Raw genomic sequence first — 3458 nt, forward strand, 5'->3', positions numbered from 1 at the left:
CGCCCCGGAAGGGAACCGCCATGAGCTCCGCCGGTATCGACAAGGTCCGCGACTGGATCCTCGGCCGTCACCCCGGCCGCACCGAACTCGCCCTCGACGTCAACATCATCGAGAGCCGCCTGGTCGACTCGCTCGCCTTCGTCGAGCTGGTCTACACGATCGAGGACGCGGCCGGCATCGAGATCGACTTCGACAACATCGACATCGACGACTTCCAGTCGCTGGCCACCATCCAGAAGGCGTTCTTCGCCTGAGCCCGAGGAGGGATCCCCCCATGCACGCTGTCTCCTACACGGCCCAGTGGATGGCCGCCGCCCGCGCCCAGGAGTCGGAGCGCGAGGACGCGCTGTTCGTCGACCCGCTGGCCCGCGACCTCGCCGCCCCCAAGGGCTTCGAGCTGATCGACCGCTACGCCGGCGGCGGCCTGCTGCCGTTCATCTCGATCCGGACCAAGTACCTCGACGACGCGATCGCGACCGTCCTCGGTAGCAGCGACATCCAGCAGGTCGTCCTGATCGCCGCCGGCATGGACACCCGTGCCTTCCGGCTCGACTGGCCCGACGGCGTCGAGCTCTACGAGGTCGACCACGGCCCGCTGATCGCCGAGAAGGCCCGCCGCCTCGACGCCCTCGGCGCCGAGCCGCGCACCGACCGGCGCGAGGTCTCCGCCGACCTCACCCAGGACTGGCTGCCCGCCCTGGAGGCGGCCGGTTTCGACCGCACCCGCCCCACCCTGTGGGTCGCGGAGGCGCTGACCTTCTTCCTCACCGAGGAGCAGGCGGCCGGCCTGCTCCGGCTGCTCGCCTCGGCCTCCGCCCCGGGCAGCCAGCTGGCCTTCGACATCCTCGGCCGCGCGCTGCTGCGCAGCCCGTTCTCCAAGCCCTTCCTGGACACCCTCGCCGCCGACGGCACCCCGTGGATCTTCGGCAGCGACGAGCCGGAGCAGTTCCTCGCGGCGAACCTCTGGAAGACCGTGGACCTGCGCGAGCCCGGCCAGCCCGGCGCCGGCGAGGGCCGCTGGCCGTACGACGTGCAGCCGCGCAACCGCCGCGGGGCCAACCGGCTGTGGCTGATCCGCGCCGAGATCGCCGCGTGATGAGACCTCAGCTCGGGGAACCGCACGCCGAACGGCGCGTCACCCTGGAGCGGATCGAGTCGTACGCGCCCGAGCGCAGCGTGCGGATCGAGGAGCTCGGCGAGCGGCTCGGCCTGCGCCGCGCCGATCTCGGGGTGTTCCGCAAGTTCTACGGCCTCGACCGGCTCCGGTTCGATCCCGGGCTCGGGCTGGTCGACCTGCTCCGGCCGGCCGCCCGCGCCGCCCTGGCCGCCCTCCCCGAGGGCGGCCGGGTGGACTACCTGGCCTACGCCCACGTCACCCAGGCCGTCGCGCCCGCCGACGTGGACGTCGCCCAGCTGGTCCGGGACGACCTCGGGCTCACCGGCACCGAGGCCTTCGGCCTCAGCCACCAGGCCTGCGTCAGCAGCCTCGGCGCGATCGAGATCCTCGGCGAACTCCTGCGCGCCGAGGGCGGCGAGGGCGCGTACGCCCTGATGGTCACCGGCGAGCAGGCGTACTCGCCGAGCGTCCAGCTGATCCCCAACACGGCGATCATGGCGGACGCCGCGGCCTCCTGCCTGGTCACCCTGGACGGCGACGGCGACGTGGTCCGCTCCTTCGTCACCCGGACCCTCGGCGAGTACGCGCAGTGGCTGGAGCTGACTCCGGAGCAGAGCACCGAGTACGGCGAGCAGTACGCCGGCCGGATCGCCGAGGTGATCCACCAGGCCGTGGCAGAAGCCGGGTTGACGCTGGACGAGGTCGACCTGGTGATCCCGCACAACGTCAACAAGCTGGCCTGGCGGCAGACGGTCAAGGAGATCGGGATCGACCCGGAGAAGGTGTTCCTGGACAACGTCCCGGTGTACAGCCACACCTTCGCCTCGGACGTCTTCGTCAACTACACCACCCTGCGCGAGGCGGGCCGCCTGGTCGACGGCGCGCACTACCTGCTGGTCTCGGCCGGCCTGGGCGCCACCTTCGGCGCCATGGTGATCACCCACCGTGCGGCCGGTGATGATTGATGGACCGTCAGGAAGTCCTGCTCACCATCGAGAAGGCGCTCAGCGAGGTCCTGGAGCGGCCGATCAGCGGACTCACCGAGGAGACCGCGCTCTTCGACGAACTCCAGCTCTCCTCCCTCTCCGCCCTGGGGCTGCTGATGATCGTCGAGGAGGCGACCGGGATCACCGTCGACCCGGAGGAGCTCGACATCGACCACCTGCGGACCATGCGGACCTTCGCCGACTACGTCGAGTTCGCACTCCGCCGAGAGGAGGGGCTGTCATGAGCGGACTCGCCGTCCGGGCCGCCACCGCGGTGCGCTCGCCGCAGGGCCGGGCCTCGGGCGACGCCCCGGTCCCGCTCGACTACTACCGCGACCTGCTGACCCCCTTCGGGGAGAAACCGGACGAGGAGCTGCTGGGCCGCGGCTCGCACGTCTACCACCGCGACCTCGCCGACCTGCTCGCCGCCGACGACGGCGTCGGCGGCAGCCGGCCGGAGCTGGTGATCGTCACCCACGCCCTGCCGGACGTGCTGCCGTTCACCGCCGTCGCGCCGCACCTCACCTCCCGCCTCGGCGGCCGGGCGACCAACTTCGCGATCGGCCAGCAGGGCCTGGCCGCGCCCTTCACCGCGCTGCGGATCGCCTCGGCGTACCACCGCTCGGGGCGGGCCGCCGAGGTGGTGCTGGCGGTGCTGGAGCAGACCACCCTGCCGACGGCCTTCCCGTTGGTCCAGGAGACCCCGCTGGTCGACTCGGCGGCGGCGCTGGTCCTCGGCGCCTCCGACGGGGCCGGGCTGCGGTTCGTCCGGGCGCACTCGGCCGGGTCGGCGGCGGCCGCGCTCGGCGCGGAGGCCGGGGAGAACGGGGAGAACGGGGAGAACGGAGGGACCGGGGAGAACGGAGGGACCGGGGAGGACGGCACGCTGCTGGTGCTCGGCCCCTGGGTCACCGAGGACGTCCCGGAGTCCGCCGCGACGGTGCACCGGGTGGCCCCGGGCAGCTACTGCACCAGCCTCTGGCTGGAGTTGGCCGACCACTGGCAGGAGTGGCAGCGGTCCTACCGGCGGATCGTCCTGTGCGACACCGACCCGCGCTCCGGCCGCAGCCACGCGGCGCTCTTCGCCGCCGGAGAGGAGTGACCGACCTGCGGATCGGATTCGAGCCCGTCCGCCACGGCCGTCCGTGGCGGACGGGCTCGCACCCGTGCGCCGACACGACTCGGCTCCACCCGGCTCGACTTGGACAGGCACCGGACGAGGCAACCGAAGGGAAGGCTGGAACACGATGACCACGGTCAACGAGCAGACCATCAGACTGGACTCCGCACGATCCGGGACCGGACCGGCCACCTGGGGGCAACGGGCGATCTGGGGGGTCGTCACCCGGCTCGGC

General features: G+C 72.3%; 5 protein-coding genes. All 5 read left to right on the plus strand.

From position 1 onward, the window contains the following. The first annotated feature begins 20 nt into the window (after positions 1-20). Genes J0670_RS33440 through J0670_RS33460 form a run of 5 tightly spaced genes read left to right on the plus strand, consistent with a single transcriptional unit; the run spans position 21 to position 3205 of the window. Positions 21-254 (plus strand): acyl carrier protein, encoded by a 234-nt coding sequence (locus J0670_RS33440; RefSeq protein ID WP_207815983.1) that lies wholly within the window; start codon positions 21-23, stop codon positions 252-254. Between the two features lie 20 nt (positions 255-274). Further along, positions 275-1096: an SAM-dependent methyltransferase gene (locus J0670_RS33445; protein WP_207815985.1), complete on the plus strand. Its 822-nt coding sequence runs from the start codon at positions 275-277 to the stop codon at positions 1094-1096. After that, positions 1096-2082, plus strand: coding sequence for a 3-oxoacyl-[acyl-carrier-protein] synthase III C-terminal domain-containing protein (locus J0670_RS33450; RefSeq protein ID WP_207815986.1), 987 nt, complete (start codon positions 1096-1098; stop codon positions 2080-2082). The genes J0670_RS33445 and J0670_RS33450 overlap by 1 nt, the downstream gene beginning before the upstream one ends. Continuing rightward, a complete protein-coding gene (locus J0670_RS33455) occupies positions 2082-2348 on the plus strand; it encodes a phosphopantetheine-binding protein (protein ID WP_207815989.1) in 267 nt (88 codons plus the stop codon). Before J0670_RS33450 ends, J0670_RS33455 begins: the two co-directional genes overlap by 1 nt. Then, positions 2345-3205, plus strand: coding sequence for a hypothetical protein (locus J0670_RS33460; RefSeq protein ID WP_207815991.1), 861 nt, complete (start codon positions 2345-2347; stop codon positions 3203-3205). The genes J0670_RS33455 and J0670_RS33460 overlap by 4 nt, the downstream gene beginning before the upstream one ends. The last annotated feature ends 253 nt before the right edge of the window (positions 3206-3458 follow it).

Origin of the sequence: Streptomyces sp. FH025 (genome assembly GCF_017427025.1) — a bacterium.
Taxonomy (GTDB): Bacteria; Actinomycetota; Actinomycetes; order Streptomycetales; family Streptomycetaceae; genus Kitasatospora.

Bases quoted from the DNA above. Each gene is read 5' to 3' on its own strand.
- J0670_RS33440 (WP_207815983.1), top strand. From the start codon at position 21: ATGAGCTCCGCCGGTATCGACAAGGTCCGCGACTGGATCCTCGGCCGT.
- J0670_RS33445 (WP_207815985.1), top strand. From the start codon at position 275: ATGCACGCTGTCTCCTACACGGCCCAGTGGATGGCCGCCGCCCGCGCC.
- J0670_RS33450 (WP_207815986.1), top strand. From the start codon at position 1,096: ATGAGACCTCAGCTCGGGGAACCGCACGCCGAACGGCGCGTCACCCTG.
- J0670_RS33455 (WP_207815989.1), top strand. From the start codon at position 2,082: ATGGACCGTCAGGAAGTCCTGCTCACCATCGAGAAGGCGCTCAGCGAG.
- J0670_RS33460 (WP_207815991.1), top strand. From the start codon at position 2,345: ATGAGCGGACTCGCCGTCCGGGCCGCCACCGCGGTGCGCTCGCCGCAG.